Origin of the sequence: Paenibacillus sp. OAE614, from assembly GCF_040546645.1 — a bacterium.
GTDB lineage: Bacteria > Bacillota > Bacilli > Paenibacillales > Paenibacillaceae > Paenibacillus_AQ > Paenibacillus_AQ favisporus.
The window spans coordinates 5049466-5069906 of record NZ_JBEPOD010000001.1 but is presented as its reverse complement, the minus strand read 5'-3'; the positions used below and the strand labels follow the sequence as shown (position 1 = coordinate 5069906).

Annotated in this window: 16 protein-coding genes and 1 tRNA gene; 12 read left to right on the top strand and 5 right to left on the bottom strand. The window is 55.4% G+C overall.

Translation table 11 applies throughout. The annotated features are described in order from the left end of the window. Positions 1–86: 86 nt before the first annotated feature. Positions 87–1292 (bottom strand): SLC45 family MFS transporter, encoded by a 1206-nt coding sequence (locus ABIE48_RS23395; protein ID WP_145029194.1) that lies wholly within the window; start codon positions 1290–1292, stop codon positions 87–89. A 171-nt stretch (positions 1293–1463) separates the two neighbouring features. Here ABIE48_RS23395 and fucU point away from each other — a divergent pair, with 171 nt between their 5' ends. After that, positions 1464–1892: an L-fucose mutarotase gene (gene fucU, locus ABIE48_RS23390; protein WP_076174215.1), complete on the top strand. Its 429-nt coding sequence runs from the start codon at positions 1464–1466 to the stop codon at positions 1890–1892. Positions 1893–2016: 124 nt separating this feature from the next. Here the strand turns inward: fucU and ABIE48_RS23385 are convergent, their stop codons facing one another. After that, complete coding sequence (locus ABIE48_RS23385) at positions 2017–2922, bottom strand: serine hydrolase domain-containing protein (RefSeq protein ID WP_192717282.1); 906 nt, start codon at positions 2920–2922, stop codon at positions 2017–2019. A 551-nt stretch (positions 2923–3473) separates the two neighbouring features. Between ABIE48_RS23385 and ABIE48_RS23380 the strand changes: the two genes are divergently transcribed. The 7 genes from ABIE48_RS23380 to ABIE48_RS23350 all read left to right on the top strand — a co-directional run bounded on the left by ABIE48_RS23380 (position 3474) and on the right by ABIE48_RS23350 (position 14946). Beyond that, positions 3474–4238 carry an alpha/beta hydrolase gene (locus ABIE48_RS23380; protein ID WP_192717281.1) on the top strand — a complete coding sequence of 255 codons (765 nt, stop codon included), beginning with the start codon at positions 3474–3476 and terminating at the stop codon, positions 4236–4238. A 14-nt stretch (positions 4239–4252) separates the two neighbouring features. Continuing rightward, positions 4253–5212 carry an ABC transporter permease gene (locus tag ABIE48_RS23375; protein ID WP_116234189.1) on the top strand — a complete coding sequence of 320 codons (960 nt, stop codon included), beginning with the start codon at positions 4253–4255 and terminating at the stop codon, positions 5210–5212. Positions 5213–5230: 18 nt separating this feature from the next. Then, entirely contained in the window at positions 5231–6133 is a 903-nt protein-coding gene (locus ABIE48_RS23370; protein WP_076174223.1) for a carbohydrate ABC transporter permease, read from the top strand. A 55-nt stretch (positions 6134–6188) separates the two neighbouring features. Further along, complete coding sequence (locus ABIE48_RS23365; protein ID WP_116234190.1) at positions 6189–7787, top strand: type 2 periplasmic-binding domain-containing protein; 1599 nt, start codon at positions 6189–6191, stop codon at positions 7785–7787. Positions 7788–8178: 391 nt separating this feature from the next. Further along, entirely contained in the window at positions 8179–10338 is a 2160-nt protein-coding gene (locus ABIE48_RS23360) for a glycoside hydrolase family 3 N-terminal domain-containing protein (protein WP_192717280.1), read from the top strand. A gap of 156 nt (positions 10339–10494) precedes the next feature. After that, on the top strand, positions 10495–13860 hold the full coding sequence (locus tag ABIE48_RS23355) for a GH36-type glycosyl hydrolase domain-containing protein (RefSeq protein WP_192717279.1): 3366 nt from the start codon (positions 10495–10497) through the stop codon (positions 13858–13860). 99 nt (positions 13861–13959) lie between these two features. Further along, positions 13960–14946: a LacI family DNA-binding transcriptional regulator gene (locus ABIE48_RS23350; protein WP_192717278.1), complete on the top strand. Its 987-nt coding sequence runs from the start codon at positions 13960–13962 to the stop codon at positions 14944–14946. Positions 14947–15036: 90 nt separating this feature from the next. Here the strand turns inward: ABIE48_RS23350 and asnB are convergent, their stop codons facing one another. After that, on the bottom strand, positions 15037–16881 hold the full coding sequence (gene asnB, locus ABIE48_RS23345) for an asparagine synthase (glutamine-hydrolyzing) (protein ID WP_192717277.1): 1845 nt from the start codon (positions 16879–16881) through the stop codon (positions 15037–15039). A gap of 267 nt (positions 16882–17148) precedes the next feature. Here asnB and ABIE48_RS23340 point away from each other — a divergent pair, with 267 nt between their 5' ends. After that, a complete protein-coding gene (locus tag ABIE48_RS23340) occupies positions 17149–17463 on the top strand; it encodes a hypothetical protein (RefSeq protein WP_076174234.1) in 315 nt (104 codons plus the stop codon). A 36-nt stretch (positions 17464–17499) separates the two neighbouring features. Continuing rightward, entirely contained in the window at positions 17500–17847 is a 348-nt protein-coding gene (locus tag ABIE48_RS23335; RefSeq protein ID WP_192717276.1) for a hypothetical protein, read from the top strand. 281 nt (positions 17848–18128) lie between these two features. On the opposite strand, the gene ABIE48_RS23330 is transcribed toward ABIE48_RS23335, so the two are convergent. Continuing rightward, complete coding sequence (locus ABIE48_RS23330) at positions 18129–18422, bottom strand: magnetosome magnetite crystal formation protein family (protein ID WP_076174239.1); 294 nt, start codon at positions 18420–18422, stop codon at positions 18129–18131. Between the two features lie 140 nt (positions 18423–18562). Between ABIE48_RS23330 and ABIE48_RS23325 the strand changes: the two genes are divergently transcribed. Both ABIE48_RS23325 and ABIE48_RS23320 read left to right on the top strand, forming a co-directional pair. Next, positions 18563–18636: transfer RNA gene (locus ABIE48_RS23325), tRNA-Arg, on the top strand. Positions 18637–18709: 73 nt separating this feature from the next. Next, positions 18710–19174 carry a hypothetical protein gene (locus ABIE48_RS23320; protein ID WP_163881464.1) on the top strand — a complete coding sequence of 155 codons (465 nt, stop codon included), beginning with the start codon at positions 18710–18712 and terminating at the stop codon, positions 19172–19174. A 165-nt stretch (positions 19175–19339) separates the two neighbouring features. Here ABIE48_RS23320 and ABIE48_RS23315 read toward each other — a convergent pair whose 3' ends face one another. After that, positions 19340–20287 carry an MraY family glycosyltransferase gene (locus ABIE48_RS23315; protein WP_145142081.1) on the bottom strand — a complete coding sequence of 316 codons (948 nt, stop codon included), beginning with the start codon at positions 20285–20287 and terminating at the stop codon, positions 19340–19342. Positions 20288–20441: the final 154 nt, after the last annotated feature.

Genomic DNA, 20441 nt, shown 5'->3' with positions numbered 1-20441 from the left:
CAGGCATTGGCAATTCGCATTTCAGCAAAAAAACATCCGCTTGGCTTCGTCAGCCGTGGATGTTTTTTTGTAATACGCCCATCTGTTTATCCGTTTAGCGTCGCTGTCTCGGATCCTGCGCCGGCCGTTTTGCCGTCATGGCGAACCATCGTCAGGAACAGCAGGGCGATCAGCAGGCTGGCCGACGCGACGACAAACAAGGAGGCATAGCCGAACTGGTCGATGATCAGCCCGAGCAGCGGCGGCGAAGTGATCGCCGCCAGGGAGGACACGAGGTAATACAGTCCGGTTCGGGTTCCGATGCTCGCTTCGCTTCCGGTCGATACGATGAACGGATAGGAGTTAATATTGATGCACGCCCAGAAGATGCCGCCGAGGGCAAGCAACACGCGGAGCGGTCCCACGGTCCCGATGAACGGAACAGCCGCGAACACGAGAAACAGGCCGGCGACACCCGTCAGGATGATCTTCTTCTTCCCGTAACGGTTGCCGAGCCAGCCGCTCGGGATGGCAAACAGGACGAAGAACAGCGAAAAGAAGGTCAGGGAGAAGGAAGCGGCGCTTTCCTGCAGCCCCATATGATGCTTGCCGTAAAGCGTAAACAACGATTCGACTCCCTGATAGCCGACGAACCAGAAAAAGATGGCGATCAGCAGCAGCACCGTCGTCCGGTCCAGCTCGCCGCGCAGCTTGATCCGGCTTCCTTCCTGCGGCGCGGAGGAAGGTGTGGAACCGCTTCCCCGAACGGGGACGAAGCGGTACAGAATCCACAGCGACAGCAGGGTGATGACCGCCGCGGCGATAAACGGGAAGGAGCGGTTCTGGTTGTACAGCAGCGATCCGCCGGCAAACGCGAGAATGCCGCCTACGCCGCCCATGAAGTTGATGACGCCGTTGGCTTTGGTCCGCTTCCCTTCCGGCGTGATGTCCGGCATGAGCGCGATCGTTGGCGAGCGGTAGAGGCTCATCGCCAGGTTCATCAGCATCATGAACAGGACCAGCGTCAGCAGACTGGTGTGAAAGGGGATCAGGACGACGAACAGGGCAGCGAGCGGCATGCCGATAAGCAGGTAGGGCATCCGCTTGCCGAAACGGGAGACGGTCCGGTCGCTCCGATTGCCGATCCATGGCTGCAGGAACAGGGCGAAATAATTGTCGATGGTCATCATGAAGCCGATCCACGCGGCGCTCTTCAGATACGGATCGAGGAAAAACGGAACAAACGCATTGTACAGCGCCCAGGTGATGCTGATGCTGAAAAATCCGAAGCCAAGCAGCCAGGTCTTTTTCATGGACGACAAATCCTCCGTTTCGTTTAGTGGTCATTTTCCACTATTATACAACGGCAGTGTATCCGGTAGCTTCATGCGAGTGTAAAAATTATTTCAGGAAGGATATTCCTGCCGCGTGTCGTATTATGTTTCAGGACACCCCAAGTGGGAACATTATAGGAGGTTTTTGTCATGTTGAAAGGAATTTCTGCATTGCTGTCTCCTGAGCTGTTGAAAATATTAAGCGAAATGGGGCACGGGGACGAGATCGTATTCGCCGACGGAAATTTTCCTTCCGCCAGTCTGGCCAAGCGGCTGGTCCGGGCGGACGGCCACGGCATTCCCGAGCTGCTCCAGGCTGCGCTTGAGCTGCTGCCCCTGAACAGGTACGTGGAGTATCCCGTCATGCTGATGCAGGTGGTGCCGGGAGATCCGGTGGAAACGCCGGTGTGGGAAGTATACCGCAAGATCGTGCATGAGACGGAAGGGGAAGACATCAAGTTCACCGAATTGGAACGTTTCGAATTTTATGAACGCGCGAAGAAAGCCTACGCAGTCGTGGCGACCGGAGAACGTGCGTTGTACGGCAACCTGATTTTGTCCAAAGGGGTCATTTCTTAAGGGAATGACAGATACGAATGGTCCAGATTCCTCACCCCCAAGCAAGCAAAAACGGTGCTCTCCTCGCCTAAGAGGAGGCACCGTTTTGTTGTATTTTCTGACATGTCACGAAAATGTAACACGCTTAGAGCTGGGGCAAAATATCTGCCCAGACGGCGTCGAGAATGCCCTGCATATCATCCTCGTCACTGTTGATGGCGATCACGGCCTCTTTGTCCGGGATGACGACGCAGAACTGTCCACGCATGCCGTCGGCGCGGTATGCTCCATGCGTGCACATCCAGAATTGGCCGCCGTAACCCGCACCCCAGTCCGCCGTTCCCGGCGTGTCGATTTGCTTCCGCGTAACCTCGCCGATCCATGCCTCCGGGATCAGCTGGACGCCCTGCCACCGCCCCTTCTGCAACAGCAGCTGACCGAACCGGCTCAGCTCTTCGCAGCTGATCCACAGCCCGGTGCAGCCGAGCGTGACGCCTAGCGGCGACGTGTCCCACCGGACATCCCGGATGCCGAGAGGCTCGAACAGCCGCGGCACCAAATAATCGCGCACCGTCTCTAGGGCGGCGGCCTGAACCATGGCCGAGATCATAAACGTATCGCCGCTGCTGTACGTGAAGGTCTCTCCGGGAATCCGGTCCAAGGGCAGGGACATATAGTATTTTGCCCAATCCTTCTCCTGCAGCGTTTCCCGCTCTTCCGCCCAGAGCGGCGGGGCATCGTGGCCGGAAGCCATCCGGAGCAGATGACCGAGGGTCAGCTCTCCCGGTGGATAGGCCGAATCCTTCACCGATTTTCCATAGTCAGGGAAAAAATCGTTTAACCGTGCATCCAGCGTCAGCTTTCCTTCGGCGATGGCAAGTCCGACCGCCATGCTTGTAAAAGACTTGCTGACCGAATGCTGAAGCCGGCGGGCGTCGCCCTCCTGGTCCCAGAGCCCCAGCAGCTGCCCATTTTGCAGCACCCGGACGGATAAAACGTTTAGTTTCCTGCTGCCTGCGTTATCGATAAAACCGTCGATTTGAAATGTCATCGTTAAGCCTTCCTTCCGCTTGATCCCTATGGCTGAAACGGGTTACTGCATATGCCGTTCCGCTACGGCCGTCAGGGAATAGGATGAAATCTATAGAAACGTTTCCACATTGATTCGTTAATCTTGAGATTATTACAGATTACTTTATGTTGTCAACTCCATTTTGTAAGCGGTTACCATTTGCAATCCGCTAGGGATTTTGTCGCATTAACGTAAGTGAGATCAAGGATTTGCACAAAAATACAGTTCGCTGGGCCTTTGTAAAAAAGGTTGTTGACAGGTTTAGACAACGGGCTTATGATGTTAATCGAAACGATTCGAAAAAATCGCTTTCATCGCTTTTGACGCTCCTGCGGCAGCTACCGATAACGCCCGATGAGGCTGAATCGGATCTTGCTTAGGCGGGAACGCAATCGGCGATCAGAAGAACCAATGACGGGCCGAAACTGTCCGTTATCGGCTCAGCCGGGCCGGCTTCCCGAAAGGGGGCTGCTGCTGACTAAGGCGGACAACACGATAGAGCAGTCGAACTGAAATGAAAGGGGTTACATATGGCGCATCTAACGATCGATACCGGCTCGCCAACGCTGCGGATGACGACCAGCATCCATGTGATCTCTCCGGTGGATACCGGCATCCCCACTTCAAGCACGCTGTATCTTCTGCACGGAGCGGGGGACAACGCCAGCACCTGGCACCGCCTGACGACCGTGGAAATGTTCGCGGCGAGGCACGGCTGTACGGTGATCATGCCGGAAGCAGGACGAAGCTTTTATACCGACATGGTTTACGGGCTGGACTATTTTCACTACATCACGGAGGAGCTACCCGAGCTGTGCGGGCGCCTGCTGCATTTGAATACCGATCCCGAAAGAACGTTTGTGGCGGGATTGTCGATGGGCGGCTATGGAGCGCTCAAATGCGCGCTCACCTACCCGGAGCGGTACGCCAAAGCAGTATCTTTCTCGGGCGTGACCGACATCCGTCAGCGTCTGAATGACCCGGCGATGCCGGAAGGGATGCGCAGGGAGATGCAGGCCGTCTTCGGACCGGGGCTTGAGGTGAAGCCGGATCAGGATGTGTATGCGCTGTCCGCGAAATTGATCGAAGAGGGCCGAAGGCTGCCGCCGGTGCTGTGCTGCTGCGGATCGGAGGATCCGTTCGTCGGAATGAACCGGCAGTTTGCCGCCAGCATGGAGAACAGCCCGTTCGATTTCCGGTACGTAGAGGGACCGGGAACGCATGACTGGCTCTTTTGGGAAGAGCATTTAAAGACCGCTTTTGATTTTCTGTTTGAAGACAAGACCCAAGAATAGTGAGGAGATGCCAATTGAAACCCGCAGCCTTAGGGCCGAACAAAAATGCAAAGGGGCGTTCCAAAACCGGTAATCTGTTTACGGAAATTTGGAAGCACCGGATGACGTATACGCTGCTTATTCCCGGCATCATCTGGCTGATCCTGTTTGCTTATCTGCCGATGGGCGGCTTGTCGCTCGCGTTTAAGCATTACAAAGCCAACATGGGAATTTGGGGCAGCCCTTGGGTCGGCCTGGAGAACTTCAAGTATGTATTCCGCGACCCGACGTTTGCCCAAGCGGTGTGGAGAACACTGTATATCAACATTATCAAGCTGATCATCACCTTCCCGTTCCCGATTCTGCTGGCGCTCCTGCTGAACGAGCTCCGGATGCGGAAGACGAAGAAGCTGTTCCAGACGATCTTTACGTTTCCGCAGTTCCTGTCGTGGATCATTGTTTCGGGGATCGTGATCAACGTCCTTTCCTATGACGGCCTGCTGAACAGCGCGCTGCAGCTTCTTGGACTTCCGACGATCAACTTCCTCGGCTCCGAGCCCATGTTCCTGCCGATGCTGATTTTGACGGACATCTGGAAATCCACCGGATGGGGGGCCATCATCTTCCTGGCTGCCATCTCGGGGATCGACCAGGATCAATACGAATCGGCGCAGATCGACGGCGCTTCGCGGATGCAGCAAATTTTCAAAATTACGCTGCCGAACATTTTGCCGACCGTCACGGTCATGTTCATCCTGAACGTGGGCGGGCTGATGTCCGCCGGCTTCGACCAGATCTTCAACTTGGCGAATGCGGCGACGCAGAACGTGTCCCAGGTGCTCGACGTGTACATTTACCGGATCACGTTCCAGTCTTCGACGGACTTCTCGTTCTCGACGGCGGTCAGCTTGTTCCGTTCGCTCGTGAACATGATTCTGCTGCTTGCTGCGGACCGCGTGGCCAAACTGATGGGCGGAGACGGATTGTTCCGTTAGGAAAGGAGTGTTAGAGAGATGAGTACGCATGCTGAGAAACGGCATAAATACCGGGTCGGTAAAATGACGCTTCTCGATTACATCATGTTTATCGTGCTGATTGTGTTGGCTTTAATTATTTTGATTCCGTTCCTGAACGTGATCGCGATTTCGCTCGCCTCACAGAAGGAGTATGCCGATAATCCGATGATGCTGTGGCCGAAGCATCCGACGCTGGACGCCTACCGTGCGCTGTTCGAAGACGGCAGGCTGCTGACGGGCTTCTGGAACACCATTAAAATTCTGGTGGTCGGCCTGCCGCTGAGCTTGTTCCTGACGAGCACGATGGCTTACGGCCTCAGCCGCAACAAGTTCCCGGGGAAAAAGTTTATCTTCTTCCTTGTCCTGTTCACCATGATCTTTAACGGCGGGATTGTGCCACTGTACCTGGTCATGAAATCGCTGCACCTCACCGGTTCCCTGTGGTCTGTCATCCTGGTAGGAAGCTTCAGTGCCTTCAATATGATCCTGATGATGAACTACTTCCAGGGCCTGCCGGAGTCCTTGATGGAATCCGCGAGGCTCGACGGGGCGGGCGAATGGCGCATCTTGTTCTCTGTCGTCCTTCCGCTCGCGGCGCCGATTATGGCGACCATTACGCTGTTCTATGGCGTGGCCTTCTGGAACGGATGGTATGATGCAATGATCTTCCTGCGAAAAGCGGAAATGCTTCCGCTGCAAAACGTCCTGCGGACCATTATCGTCGAATCGTCGACAAACGTTTCGAATGCGGCCAGCGTGGACGCCCTGAACAAATCCGGTTTTTCCACGGGAATGAAGATGGCTTCGGTCTTCGTATCGATGGTGCCGATCATGTGCTTCTTCCCGATGCTGCAAAAGCACTTCGCCAAAGGGGTGTTAACAGGGGCTATCAAGACCTGATTACACAATAGATTTTTTTTACCACAAAAAATCTGATCAAAAGAGGGGAAAAAACATGAACACCAAAAAGCTGTTCAAACCGCTTCTGGCCGTTGCGCTGTCGGCGGTGATGCTGACGGTGACTGCCTGCGGGAAAGACACGGCATCATCCGGCGGCAACGAAAAAGACGCGGACGGGAACTACAAGGACAAATTAAAAATTTCCGTCGCGCAGACCACGGAAGTAAAAGACGGTGTGCTCGACAACGAGTTCCACAAGTACTGGATGGACAAATTCAACGTCGAGTGGGATTACAACTACGTACAGTGGGATTCCTGGCCGGAAAAACTCCGCTTGTGGATCAACTCCGGCGACCTGCCTGACGTGGCCAGCTGGAACTACGTGCACGGCGATTTCATGAACTATGTCGATCAAGGACTGCTCTACAAATTCCCGGATGACTGGAAAGAGCGCTGGCCGAACGTAGCGGCAGCCTACAAGCTGACCGGCCTCGGCGACAAGCTGGAAGAGCTGACAGGCGGTACTTACATTCTGCCGAAACCGGTGTACTACCAGAACAAACCGGCTGATCCGCTTGTGAACCAAATCGGCGTCATTGCGATCCGCAAAGACTGGGCCAAAGCTGTCGGGTTTGAACTTAAGGATGCTTACACCACAAGCGAACTGATTCATTATGCGGAACTGGTCAAAGAGAAAGACCCAGGGAAGCTGGGCTCCAAGCTGGTTCCGATCTCATACACAGCGGATGACGCTTTGACCAACATCATCATGGCCAACAGTGAGCACTCTCGAGTGGAATCGGCGTTCTACAAAGGAGAAGACGGCAAGTTCCATTGGGGACCAGCCGATCCGGAGACGCTGACCGGTCTGAAGCTGATGCAGAAAGCGTACAAAGAAGGCCTGCTTAATCCGGAATTCTACACCTGGAAAAACAACGAAGGCAGCGACAACTTCAGAGTCAAAGGCGTTGCTGCGATGATGTCCCTGGGCGGTCTGGCTTCGTACAGACAAGACATGGACAAGAACATGCAGAAGAACCTGGGCGTAAGCAGCGACGACCTCGTCCATACGGCGATCGTTCTGGGTGACGACGGCAAATACCGCAACCTGGAGCAGCCGAACTTCTGGTCTGCGCTGATCTTCTCGCCGAACATCAGCAAAGAGAAGTTCGAACGCATCATGGATATTATCGATTACTCGACGACCAAAGAAGGACAAATGCTCCTGAACATGGGCTTTGAGGGCAAGGATTGGAAGTACGACGAGAACAAAGAGCCGGTCAGCCTGCTTCCGGAAGGAACGACCCTGGAAGACAAATATCCGGCACGTTTTGAAGGACTGTACATTTTGGGCGACGACTTCAGTATCGTGAACCCTGCGATCAAGAAGGAATACCGTGACCGCGCCGTTGAGCTGTTTAAAGAGAAAGCGAAACTGGGCAGCGAAGGCGGCAAGCTGGCAACTTACGACTGGGATGTGCAGCTGTACGATTCCAAAGCGAAGAGCCAGGCATCCTTCGATTACCAGAACGAGTATGCCAACCTGATCCTGCAAGGCGGCGATCTGGAAGCAAACTGGAAGAAGTGGGTACAAAGCAAGCAGTCCCTCGTTCAACCGGTTCTGGATGAACTGAACAGCAAATTTGCCAAGTAACAGATCGTTCTGAAATAAGGCTAAGAACAGAGCATTATACGCAGTCCGAGTCTAAGGAACCCGGTGTGAAGCACATTTTGATGCAGCCGGGTTCTTCTCTTCCACGGTGGTGCGGGCCGGGTTTCTTCTATTATAAATAGGCCGGCCTGGCCGCAGGGAGGAGACATAGATTCTTATAACGATTAAAGAATGCAAATGTACATCGATAGACGCTTTTCTTCATGAGGAATTTGCACAAAAGATAAGCGCCAAGGACGGGTTTCATCCTTGCTGCCCTTGTCAGCCAGGTTTTGTGCAAGCTCCTGAGAAAGGAGAAAGGGTCTGAAAGAGCCGGACCATTCGTGTCCGGAAGGCCTGGATCATCATACGACTTTGTTGTGGAGGGAATGGAATGGACAACCGGCAGTTAACCGAACTGTTACATCAGATGACGCTGGAGGAGAAGATTGCGCAGCTGCTCCAGCTGACCGCCAATTTTCATGAAGGCGGCGAAAGCCAAATTACCGGACCGCTTGAGGAAATGGGGATCACCGAATCGATGGTGACCGCCAGCGGCTCCGTTCTGGGGTTATCGGGAGCGCAGTCGGTCATCGACGTGCAGAAATCATATTTAAGCAAAAGCCGGCTCGGCATTCCGCTGATGTTTATGGCCGATGTGGTGCATGGCTTCAAAACGATCTTTCCGATCCCGCTGGCGATCGGATGCTCCTGGGATACGGAGCTGGCCGAGAAGAGCGCCGAAATTGCTGCGAGAGAGTCGGCGGTGTCCGGCATTCACGTCACTTTTGCCCCGATGGTCGATCTGGTGCGCGATCCGCGGTGGGGACGCGTCATGGAGACGACCGGCGAAGATCCGTACCTGAACAGCCTGTTCGCCCGCGCTTTTGTCCGCGGCTATCAAGGCGGGAGCCTGAAGGAAGAGCCGGAGCGGCTGGCTGCCTGCGTTAAGCACTTCGCCGCATATGGCGCTCCTGAAGGGGGACGCGACTACAACACGGTCAACATGTCGGAACGCAATCTGCGGGAGCAGTATCTGCCGGCTTATAAAGCGGCACTGGACGAAGGCTGCGAGATGGTCATGACGTCGTTCAATACCGTGGACGGCATTCCGGCTACCGGCAATGAGAAGCTGATGCGCGGCATCCTCCGCGATGAGTGGGGTTTTGACGGCGTCCTGATTTCGGACTGGGCGTCGATCCGCGAAATGATCGCGCACGGCGCGGCGGAGGACGATTGCGAGGCCGCTTATCGGGCGATCCGGGCCGGCGTGGATATCGAGATGATGACACCTTGTTACGTACAGCATCTGCCGGGCCTCATCGAGAGCGGACGCGTGGACGAAGCCTTGGTCGACGAAGCGGTGCTGCGGATATTGCGGCTGAAAGACAAGCTCGGGTTGTTCGACAATCCGCTGCGAGGAGCCGATCCGGAGCGTGAGCGCGAAGTGCTGTTCTGTCAGGAACATCGAAACGTTTCTTACGAGCTGGCAGCCAAATCGAGCGTACTGCTGAAAAACGAAGGCGGCCTGCTGCCGCTTGCGCCTGGGAAGAAGGTTGCCCTGATTGGGCCGTTCGCCCAGAGCGACGACATCCTCGGCTGGTGGTCCTGCGTCGGCGTGAAGGAAGACGCCGAGAAGCTGGGAACCGCGCTGCAGGAGCGGCTGGCTGAGGGACAGCTGGTCATTGCCGAAGGCTCCGGCGTCGTAAGCGTGGAGCAATCGCAGATTGATGCTGCCATCGCCGCGGCTCAAGACGCGGACGTGATCCTGCTCGCACTTGGCGAAGATTCGGCCATGAGCGGGGAGGGCGGATCCCGCACGAACATCCGCCTGCCGGAAGCCCAGCTGGAGCTGGTGCGGCAGCTGAAGAAGATTGGCAAGCCGATGGCTGCGGTGATCTTCAACGGCCGCCCGCTGGACCTGCACGGAATCATTGACGAAGCGGACGCCGTCCTGGAAGCCTGGTTCCCGGGCAGCGAAGGCGGAGCTGCGATCGCTGACATTCTGATCGGGCGCGTGAATCCTTCGGCCCGGCTGACGATGTCCTTCCCGCATTCGGTGGGACAAATTCCGGTCTATTATAACCATTACAATACCGGCCGTCCGATGAATCCGGACAAAACGGAAGAACGGTATGTGTCCAAATATATCGACAGTCCGAATGATCCGCTGTTTCCGTTCGGATACGGCCTATCCTATACGACGTTTGAATACGGCGAGCTGAAATTGTCCGGAAACGAGATAACGGCCAATCAGCCGCTTCAGGTCAGCGTGAACGTAACAAACACCGGGGATCGCGCAGGCATCGAAACGGTTCAGCTGTATATCCGCGACGTGGCCGGTGAAGTGGTCCGTCCGATGCGCGAGCTGAAAGGCTTCGTACGTCTTGAGCTTGCTCCCGGGGAAAGCGCGGATGCGGTCTTTACGATCACGGAGGAACAGCTTCGTTATCATCATTCCGACCTTACGCAAGCCAGCGATCCGGGAACGTTCCAGGTGTTTGTCGGTCCGAACAGCCGGGACACCCTTGCTGAGTCGTTCCGGCTGGTTTAGATGAACAGACGGCCATGCGCGTACACAAAGAACAGCGCATGGCCTTGGAGAGAGCTGACCAACAAGACGATGCAGGATGAAAAATACTGTAAAAGCTGCCTCGAAGCCGTACCGGACAGGTTCCGGCCGGCTTCCGGGATAGGAGGATGAACAACTATGACAACCATTACGAATTCCAAGCTTCATGTCCAGGCCGGCGATCTGTCCTTTACGTTCTGGGAAAGCGGCGACCTGTTCCAAGCCGTCAGCGGCAAGACGATGATCAACCAGCTGATGAGCAGCCCGCTCGACGGGGCATTAAATAACCTGTATCTCCGCATCCATGACGATTCCGCCATCCGCTTCTACCCGCTGCTGGGCATCCGTTCGGACAGCCGGGTCAGCACAGGCGAAGGACGTATCGTCTGGACGGGAGAAGCCGAAGGGGTAGCGTACAGCGTAACGTTTGCGCTCAGCCCGCTCGGCGTATGGTTCTGGGACGTTCGGGCGACCGGGCAGGGCCTCAAGATCGACGTTGTTTACGGCCAGGATATCGGGGACGCGGATCCGGGCGCCGTTCGCAGCAACGAGGCGTACCTGTCCCAATATATCGACCATACCGTCTTCGAAGACAAAGACCACGGCTATGTGGTGTGCTCGCGCCAAAACCAGCCGCAGGGCGGAACGTTCCCTTACATACAGCAGGGTTCGCTGACGCGTGCCGCGGGGTTCTCTACGGACGGCTTCCAGTTCTTCGGCCTGTCTTATAAAGAAACGAACGTGCCGGCATGCCTCAGCCAGCCTCAATTGGCGAACGAGGTCTATCAATACGAGTTCGCCTACACGGCGCTTCAGTCCGAAGCGGTAACGCTGGACGGGGAAGCACGCTTCGTGTTCTACGGCTTGTTCAAGCCGGATCATGCGGCTGCGGTAACCGAGCTGGAATTCAAGGACGAGGTGCTGAAAGCCTGGGATCAGGTGCAGGCAAATCTGGCCGCTGCGGCCGGTCTGCTGCGCGAACTGCCGCGGGTCCGCCTGAATCCGGAGATCGGCGAACCGCTGCGCACACTGCCGCTTACCGCGGAGGAGCTCGAAGCCCTTTTCCCGGCAACTGGAAGACAGGAGGAGGAAACCGAGAACGGACAGCTTCTGGCGTTCTTTACCGACACCTATGAGCATGTCGTGCTGAAAGAGAAGGAGCTGCGGGTGGAGCGTCCGCACGGTCATATTCTGATGAGCGGCGGCAGCGTCAAGCTGGGCGCCAAAGTCGTGACGACGACTTCTTATATGTACGGCATTTTCAACTCCCATCTGGTGGTGGGCAATACCAACTTCAACAAAATGATGAGCAATGCCCGCAGCGCCTTGAACGTGCCGAAGACGGCGGGACAGCGGATATACGTAAATATCGAGGGAGTGTACCGTCTCCTGACGATGCCGTCCCTGTTCGAGATCGGCTTCAATTACGTGCGCTGGTATTACAAAACGGCGGATGACATGCTGGTGATCACCAATTTCGCGGCGGCGGATGCGCCTGAAGTCCGCCTTCATGTGCGCTCGGAGAGCGGCAAAGCGTATGAATTCCTGGTGACCAGCCAGGTCACCATGGACGTCAACGAGTTCGGAGCGCCGGTCCGCATGACGGAATCGGCGGGTGTGTTGACGTTCCACGGCGCCCAGGATGCACTCCGGAAGGAAGCCTATCCGCACCTGAAATACACTATGCGGATTGACGGCGCCAACGCGGCTGTTAGCGATGAAACGGCACTCGCAAGCGGCGTTCAGGCTGGGGAAGCGTCGGTAGTGACGCTCAAGCTGGATGCTGCCTCGGAGTGGACTTTGACGATGCAGGGGCTTCTGGACGGGGAAGACCTTCCTGAGGCTAACCGCAGCGCAGAGGATGAAATCGCGAAGTACCGGGAGTTTTTCCGGGACGTGATGAACGGATTCCGCTTAACCGGCGGGGACGGCACGGAAGGCAAGGACTTTTTCAAAGTGAATGCGCTGGCCTGGTGGTACACCCATAACATGCTGGTTCATTATTCGGTGCCGCATGGCTTGGAACAGTACGGAGGCGCGGCTTGGGGAACGCGTGACGTCTGCCAGGGGCCGACCGAGTACTTTATGGCGACGCAAAAATTCGAACAGGTGCGCGACATTCTGACAATGGTGTACTCCCACCAGTACGAAGACGACGGCAACTGGCCGCAGTGGTTTATGTTCGACAACTACTTTACCGTCCAGCAGGAGGAGAGCCACGGCGATATCATCGTATGGCCGCTGAAGGTGCTCAGCGATTACCTGCGGGCGACCGAAGACTTTGGCATTCTCGAGGAGAAGGTTCCGTATACGGTCAAGCACAAGTTCCATTTTACCGAAGAAACCGCCACGATTCTGGATCACGTGTACAAGGAGATCGGTTACATTCGCAGCCACTTCCTGCATGATACCCATCTGTCCTCTTATGGGGATGGAGATTGGGACGATACGCTGCAGCCTGCCAACGCCCAGCTGAAGCAGTATATGGTCAGCAGCTGGACCGTCGCCCTGACGTACCAAACGATGACACAGCTCTCAGGCGCCCTGAAATCCGCCAAGCCGGAATTGGCTCAGGAGCTTCATGACATGGCGCAGGGAATCAAGCGCGATTACGAAAAATACATGCTCGGAACGGAAGTCATTCCTGGGTTCCTCTATATGGAGAATCCGGACGAGGTGAAGCTGATGCTCCATCCGACCGACGAAGAGACCGGCATTCAGTACCGCCTGCTGCCGATGACCCGGAGCATGATTGCAGAGCTGCTGGATCCGGAGCGCGCGAAGGCGCATTATGAGCTGATCAAAGAGAAGCTCTTCTTCCCGGACGGCGTCCGTCTCATGAACCGCCCGGCCCAGTATGCCGGCGGCGTCAGCACGCACTTCAAACGGGCGGAGCAGGCGTCGAACTTCGGGCGCGAAGTGGGCCTGCAGTATGTTCACGCCCATATCCGCTTCATTGAAGCGATGGCGAAGCTCGGGCATGCGGATGATGTATGGAACGGCCTGAACGTGATCAACCCGGTCGGCATCCGCAATGTCGTGCCGAATGCCGAGCTGCGTCAAAGCAACGCTTATTTCAGCAGCTCCGACGGCAAGTTCAATACGCGTTATGACGCGCAGGCGCATTTTGATGAGCTGCGCAGCGGCAGCGTGCAGGTGAAGGGCGGATGGCGCATTTATTCCAGCGGCCCGGGGATCTACATGAATCAGCTGATCTCGAACGCCCTGGGCATCCGCCAGGAGCAGCAGGATCTCATCGTGGATCCGGTGCTGCCGAAGGCGCTGGACGGCCTGCGCTTCGACTTCCGCTACGACGGTCAGGACGTGGCTTTCATTTACCATTTGAACGGCACCGGCGAGCGCCGCGTGAAGCTGAACGGCCGGGAGCTGGAAGCTTCGGCGGTGAGCAATCCGTACCGCGAGGGCGGACTGCGGATTTCGAAGGACGTGTTCGAGCAGGGAATGAAGCCGGACGGCCACAATGTGGTTGAGATTTTTATGTAGCAGTTTAAGGCGATCTTCACGGATCGCCCTTTTCCATGAGAACTGGAATATGGATAATTTTGGACCTAGCAATGGTTTGATACGGGGGAGCGAGGAACATTGGTTAGTATTAAGGATATCGCTAAAAAAGCCGGGGTTTCTATATCGACGGTATCATATGCACTGAACGGCAGCAGCAAGGTGACGGATGAAACCCGCTCGAAAATTTTGGCGATCGCCAAGGAACTGAACTATGTGCCGAACGCGGCCGCGAGATCGCTGAAGAAGCGGGAGTCCCGGATCATCGGGGTATTTCTGACGGATTTTAAGGGGGACGTGTATGGCGACCTGCTCGACGGGATGAAGGAGGTCTGCAACGCCCAGGGCTACGACCTGATCGTATGCAGCGGCAAGCAGGCCCACCGGATGCTTCCGGAGAGGATGATCGACGGAGCTATCATACTGGACCATGCGTTCACGAACGCCGAGCTGCTCAAATATGCCGAGCGGAACCACAAAATCGTCGTGCTGGACCGGGAGCTCGAGCATCCCAACATCAATCAGGTGCTGCTGGATAATAAGGCAGGGGCTACGCTGGCCACCGAATTTTTGGTCGAGCAGGGCCACAAGAAGATTTACATCGTGACGGGGCCAGATGACTCGTTTGACTCCATTCAGCGCATGAAGGCGGTCAAAATGGTTGCGGACCGCACGGAAGATGTGGAGTGGATCGAGATCCCCGGCGATTTCAAGAAAAGCGGAGGGGAACGCGCCGCCGAACGGGTCATCGGTGAGTATACCGGCCCGGCGGCCGTGTTCTGCCTCAATGACGAAATGGCCATCGGTTTCTGCAACCGGCTGGCGGAGACCGATTACCGGATCGGGGAGCATGTGCATTTGATCGGCTTCGATAATATTGAGCTGACGAGCTACATGCAGCCGCGCCTGGCGACCATCAACTACTCCAAACGGAAATGGGGGGCGCTGGCGTCGGAGCAGTTGATCAAAATTTTATCCGGTGAGGAAGTGGAGCATGAGCGCATCTACGTCACGCTGATCAAAGGGGAATCTGTCGGAAAAAGAGCCCGGCAGGTTAACGTGGGTTAGATGAAGCACGCATGCACCGCGGTAAACAAACAGAAGGGTATCCGGCTGACTAGAGCCTGTCGGATACCCTTTTTGCATGTTCATTTTACGTTAACGAATGGCCACATTGTAGGTTTTCAACCAGTTGTTGACCTGGGCCAGGTAAGCAAACAGCTGCGGCCCCGACATCAGCTGGCCGAACCATGGCAGATTCGAGGATGCCTCAGGGGAAGCGGCGATCTCGAGAATTCTATTCTTGTCGATCAGCGGCAAGATCGGGGCAGACGGATCGTCCAGAATATCGAGCATCTGCTGCTTGACGGCGGCAAGGAAATCCGGATTGTGGGTTTTCGGATACGGGCTTTTCTTGCGGTAGAGCACGTCGTCCGGCAGCACGCCTTCCAGTGCCTTGCGCAGAATGCCCTTTTCCCGACCGCCGGTCATTTTGATTTCCCAAGGGATATTCCATACGTACTGGACCAGTCGGTGATCACAATAAGGCACGCGCACTTCGAGGCCGACGCCCATGCTCATGCGGTCCTTGCGGTCCAGCAGCGTCGGCATGAAACGGGTGATGTTCAGGTAGGACATGACCCGCATTTTGGCCTGCTGGCCGGTCTCGCCGCGCAGCTTGGGAACTTCCCGTACCGCATCGGCGTAACGGTCTCCCAGGTAATCCAGCGGACGGATCCATTCGCGGATTTCGGGAGACAGCAGGCTGGCCCTCATGTCGGGTGCGACCGACCAAGGGAACGTGCCGGAATTCAGCATTTCCTCGCGGTGAAACCAGGGATAGCCGCCGAAAATTTCGTCGGCCGCTTCGCCGGAGACGGCTACCGTCGCCCCTTTTTTGATCTCACGGCAAAATAAGTAGAGCGAGCCGTCTACGTCCGCCATGCCGGGCAGGTCCCGGGTCAGGGTGGAGGCGTTGAGCGATTCCACGAGCTCGGGGGTATCAAATTCGATGTAATGGTGCTGTGTCCCGAGTTCCTCCACCATCCGCTGGATAAACGGAGCGTCGGCTCCCGGCTGGAAGGCATGCGATTTGAAATGCTTCTCATTGCCGACGTAATCGACGGAGTAAGTGTGGACCTGCCCTTGGTTGGTCCGGTTATAATACTGAACGGCAAGGGCCGTCAGGGCGCTGGAATCCAGCCCTCCGGACAGCAGCGTGCAGACCGGAACGTCCGAAACCAGCTGCCGTTCCAGCGTATCCTGCAGCAGCTCGCGCAGCTTGGCCGCCGTTTCCTCCACGCTGTCTTCGTGGATGTGGCTGTCCAGACGCCAGTAGGCGTAACTGCGCAGCCCGTCGCGGCTGAAGATCATCGCGTGCCCTGCCCGCAGCTCCTTCATGTCTTTATAGACGCCCTGTCCCGGCGTCCGCGCCGGGCCGATAATGAACACTTCGGCGAGCCCTTCCGGGCCGACCACGGGCTCCATTTTGGGATGCTGCAGCAGCGCTTTGGGCTCAGAGCCGAATATTAAAGTGCCGTCGATGTAGGCGTAGAACAGGGGCTTAACGCCCAGGCGGTCCCGCGCCATAAACACCTGCTCCCGGACGCTGTCCCAGATGGCAAAGGCAAAAATGCCGTTGAACCGGTCCACGCAGGCCGGCCCCCACTCGATGTATGAAACCAAAAGAACTTCCGTATCGCAATGGGTCCGGAAGTGATGTCCTCTTTTGACCAATTCGCTCCGCAGCTCGGCCGCGTTATATAGCTCCCCGTTATAACAAATCGCATACACATCATCATCATCATGAACGATCATGGGCTGTGCACCGTTTTCGGGGTCAATGACGCTCAGACGGCGGTGGCCGAAGGCGCATGGATTGGAGATCCATGTTCCCGAAGCGTCCGGTCCGCGATCCGACATCGTTTCAGTCATTTTGACAAGGATCTGCGAATCCTGGGTTAAGTCGCCGCTCCATTGTATAAAACCGGTTATTCCGCACATGATGGGTCATCCTCTCTTTGTCGTTTGTCCACTCGCTGTCCTTTCTGTTTGCCAAAGTGATACAGTTATATGCCGAATCGGGGCATAAAATGTCTGTCCTTTAACGAAAACTATAGGAAAGGCAGTGTAAGAAAAACGTGTCTGTCGACGTACTTCTACAGCAGGCAGGCCGCATTTAGCGGATGTTTTTCTTGCGATCATGGAATGGTTCAGCTCCGCTGAAAACTTATAAATTTCTATGATCTTTACAAAGGAGAGTAATGTGACATGGATAAGCAGCATTTTTATGTATCGGTACACGGCAGAAGCGTTCTTGCCGAACAAGGCGCCGCTCCTTATGAGCTGGTGATGTACTGCACGGTGGGGCAGGCCAGGGAAGTGCAGCAGATGATGGAGGATATGCAGGAGCATGCCGAAGATTCCTTCCTCGCCTATACGTTTCCATGGCCGGATACGCCGGAGGATGATGTCAATTCGCAGTACACGGAGAGCCTGAACAAGCTGTACCGGAAAATATATGAATACGGCACGGCAGAAACGCGCCAGCATCTGACGGAGAACAAAATGCTGGGTTATACTTGATTTCTGAATTCAAGCTGACCGGGAGAGGAGGAAAGCATGTATTATATTAAGGATGCCAAGGTGCGTCGGATGACGGAGCTGGACGGGGTCCGCTGCGCCGAAATCGGCGTGCTGCCAGGGGCGGTCGACGATCCCGCGCTTTTGGCTTATGTGGCCGAACTGTCCCCGGGCTGCTACGATCTGATCCGGCTGATCCGCAATGATGCCGACACAGAGCTCGACTGGTACGACAACAGCATGCATCAGGCGTATACCGATGTGACGATGCAAGCGTTCGAAGGCAGCTTTTTTCTGACGGCCGACGAGGAGCGGGATCTGTTCCTGCGCGATCTGATCTCTTTTGGGAACGTAGAGGAGGATCTGCGGAACAGGTTCGCAAAGTAAACGCAGCCATAATTTAAGAAACATAGCCGGCAGACTCCCGCCCCATACTATGGTTTAGGGGAGGTGAGCTAAATGGCGGACTTCACGAACAAAAAAGGCAAGAGAAGCAAGTACGCCCGACAAAACGCTTTTGCTGGTGGAGTGACGAGCAGAAATTCGAGAAATTTGGCTGTGCCCCATAACCCAAGACGTTTTGGCAACCAGTAACCTCCTTGAATCATGAACAAACCTCCGGGGATATCCCCGGAGGTTTGTTCAGCTGTTACTTAGCTGTTCGCGCTTTACGCATATTCGCGAAGCACCTGAATGCCTTTCACGATGTTGTAGACGAACGTGCCGAAGTAAATAACGCAGAACAGCAGGATATATCCCAGGATCGAGCCGGCATGGTGGGCTGCCAAAGTAAAAAACAGCAGCGGTACGGCCGCAATGAATGGCAGCAGATGCGAGAGCAGCGCTCGCTTGGCATGCCTGGCGACATATTCGTCCCGGACGGCGATCCATACGATCACCGGCAGGATAAACGGGGCGAAAAATATGCTGAAGTAGGAAAGTGAAGATAACAACTGTCGCATGGAAATGCTCCTTTACAACTTATTTTGTTAAGTTATTACCCATAGTATTTCCCGCCAATCGGCTTTCTCATTTTCCTCTTGAAAAATTGGCTAAATGCGGTATAATAAATAACGCATTCGCTTTTTTTATTACATAACAAGTCCCAGTAGCTCAGCTGGATAGAGCAACGGCCTTCTAAGCCGTCGGTCGGGGGTTCGAATCCCTCCTGGGACGTACAAGGAAAGCCCTCACTCGAGGGCTTTTTCTTTAGATATAAGCAAGTGGTGCGAGAAGGGAGAGAGACCGGATGAATCAGGATATTAAAGTATCACAGTGGACCGCAATTCTGATCGAGCAGGCGAAGCGGGCCGGACTGTCTGCGGCCGCCATCGCTGAGGCTGTCCAAAAAAAGGACGCTGAGCCGTTTATCCAGGCTGGGCTCGAAGGCGAGCGATATGCCAACCTGTTCGGCTACTCGGAGGAACACGGGGAGCCGCTGGCCCAGGCGGCAACGGAAGGCTACCGCATGACGTTTAACACGCGGAACGGGCTGAAAAACTGGCTGGTGCAGCGTTTTGGCCTGGATGAGGAAAAGGACTTTGAGGTTGGCGAGGGCGTGATTCACGGGCTCCGGCTCACCTTGGAGCAGCTGGCTGCATTGCAAAAAGCACTGGCCGTAAATTGGGTGATTGCCGGATCGCGCGACCTTCCGGGCGGCATGGTGGAGCTGGATTTGTCCATTCGTGCCCTTCAATCCGCTTCTCAAGCTTAATTCGATCTAATTAGGCGTTGCCGGTTAGCCATAATAAAAGGGGCTGTCCCATGCTGTCGTGTCATGCACGACGGTGGGCAGCCCCTTTGTCATTTAGTCTCCATCGCTCCCATCGAACGATTCCTGCTTACTTCCTTGTTAACCACGCCTAGCCGAAGGTCCACGCTAACTGATCAACATCAGGATGATCGAGGACAATGACAGGCAGGCACTGAGCAAATAGATGAACACGACCGCCTGCTTCGGGCTCAGCCCCCAGGACAGCAGCCGATAATGGAGCTGGCTTCGGTCGGCCTTGTACACCGGCTTGCCGTCGCGATACCTTTTGATTACAACGTAAATGTTATCGAAGATCGGCACGCCAAGCGCCAGCACGGGCACGAGAATGGAAATGACGGTCACCTGTTTAAAGGCTCCGTCCAGTGCGATGATGCCGAGCATGAACCCGATAAACGTCGCGCCTGCATCCCCCATGTAGATTTTGGCGGGCGGCTTGTTGTATCTCAGATAACCGAGCGTCACCCCGACCAGCAGCACTGCCATGATCGCGGAATGGGACTGGCCTTTAGCAATAGCAACGATAAACAGCGTCAAGGCCGAAATTGCGGCCACGCCTCCGGACAGCCCGTCCAGCCCGTCCATAAAATTAATGACCGTCGTGACGCCGAAGATCCACAGAATCGTCAGAATAAACTGCAGCCACTCCGGAAACACGACCATATGGCCGGCGAACGGAACGGTGATCCCTTCAAATGAGATCCCTGAATAATAGACGATCACCGCAGCGCCTACCTGCACGAGCGTTTTGGGCAGAGCGGCAAAATCCTTGCCTTTCGTCTTGTACCAGTCATCGATCATGCCGATGCCGAGGATGAGCAGCGAGCCGGCCACAATGCCGGCCATTTCCTTGTCCCAGTGTCCGGTGAGAACGATGTAGGGAACCATGAAGCCGAGAAAGATGGCGATGCTTGCCAGATGCGGTACGGGTTCCTTATGTATTTTGCGAGTGGTGGGCCGGTCGACGAAATCAACCCGGATCGCGAGCTTCCTTAAAGGAGGGATCAAAGCCAAAACGATAACAAGCGACACAATAAATCCAATTACATACACAATGGTCAGGCCTCCAATACTTAGCTTTGCAATTTCTGTCGTTTCATTCAAAGTCTCTGGTTGGTTTTCGGATAGGGTCAGCTAGATTGAACTAAAGATTTTTATCGAAATTGTTGGTAAAGCGGCTCAATTAGGCGCTGATTTCTTTAGTTCATTT

What these genes read in the sequence shown, in the direction of transcription:
- ABIE48_RS23365 (WP_116234190.1), top strand. Translation starts at nt 6,189, where the DNA reads ATGAACACCAAAAAGCTGTTCAAACCGCTTCTGGCCGTTGCGCTGTCG.
- asnB (WP_192717277.1), bottom strand. Translation starts at nt 16,881, where the DNA reads ATGTGCGGAATAACCGGTTTTATACAATGGAGCGGCGACTTAACCCAG.
- ABIE48_RS23355 (WP_192717279.1), top strand. Translation starts at nt 10,495, where the DNA reads ATGACAACCATTACGAATTCCAAGCTTCATGTCCAGGCCGGCGATCTG.
- ABIE48_RS23370 (WP_076174223.1), top strand. Translation starts at nt 5,231, where the DNA reads ATGAGTACGCATGCTGAGAAACGGCATAAATACCGGGTCGGTAAAATG.
- ABIE48_RS23360 (WP_192717280.1), top strand. Translation starts at nt 8,179, where the DNA reads ATGGACAACCGGCAGTTAACCGAACTGTTACATCAGATGACGCTGGAG.
- fucU (WP_076174215.1), top strand. Translation starts at nt 1,464, where the DNA reads ATGTTGAAAGGAATTTCTGCATTGCTGTCTCCTGAGCTGTTGAAAATA.
- ABIE48_RS23340 (WP_076174234.1), top strand. Translation starts at nt 17,149, where the DNA reads ATGGATAAGCAGCATTTTTATGTATCGGTACACGGCAGAAGCGTTCTT.
- ABIE48_RS23380 (WP_192717281.1), top strand. Translation starts at nt 3,474, where the DNA reads ATGGCGCATCTAACGATCGATACCGGCTCGCCAACGCTGCGGATGACG.
- ABIE48_RS23335 (WP_192717276.1), top strand. Translation starts at nt 17,500, where the DNA reads ATGTATTATATTAAGGATGCCAAGGTGCGTCGGATGACGGAGCTGGAC.
- ABIE48_RS23330 (WP_076174239.1), bottom strand. Translation starts at nt 18,422, where the DNA reads ATGCGACAGTTGTTATCTTCACTTTCCTACTTCAGCATATTTTTCGCC.
- ABIE48_RS23385 (WP_192717282.1), bottom strand. Translation starts at nt 2,922, where the DNA reads ATGACATTTCAAATCGACGGTTTTATCGATAACGCAGGCAGCAGGAAA.
- ABIE48_RS23395 (WP_145029194.1), bottom strand. Translation starts at nt 1,292, where the DNA reads ATGAAAAAGACCTGGCTGCTTGGCTTCGGATTTTTCAGCATCAGCATC.
- ABIE48_RS23320 (WP_163881464.1), top strand. Translation starts at nt 18,710, where the DNA reads ATGAATCAGGATATTAAAGTATCACAGTGGACCGCAATTCTGATCGAG.